The organism is Microbacterium sp. SD291 (genome assembly GCF_017355365.1).
Classification (GTDB): Bacteria; Actinomycetota; Actinomycetes; order Actinomycetales; family Microbacteriaceae; genus Microbacterium.
Genome location: NZ_JADIJR010000087.1, coordinates 1 through 282 on the forward strand (window position 1 = coordinate 1; position 282 = coordinate 282).

Annotated in this window: 1 pseudogene; it reads right to left on the reverse strand. The window is 71.6% G+C overall.

The annotated features are described in order from the left end of the window. A pseudogene (locus IPV10_RS16885) lies at nt 1-282 on the reverse strand (HNH endonuclease); the annotation flags it as partial.

A 282-nucleotide genomic window follows, 5' to 3' on the forward strand; every position in this document is an offset into this window, starting at 1 on the left:
GGCCCACAGCAGCGGGAACTGCTCCACCAGGAACGATGCCTCACCCATCCGCCGCTGCACCGTCCGGTCCGACACCCGCAGCGCCGCCCCGAGCTCCGCCGCGACCGCACGCAGGGCGAGATCGGTGCCGTCCTGGATGCGACCGTCAACACCGCGACCGTCATCACGGCCGTCGGTGTCGTCCTGCCGCGCGATGTCCAACGCGAGCCGCGCGCCGACCGCGAGCATCCCATCCCGTGCGGCCTGCAACCGACTGATCGTGCGCTCGATCTCCACCACCGA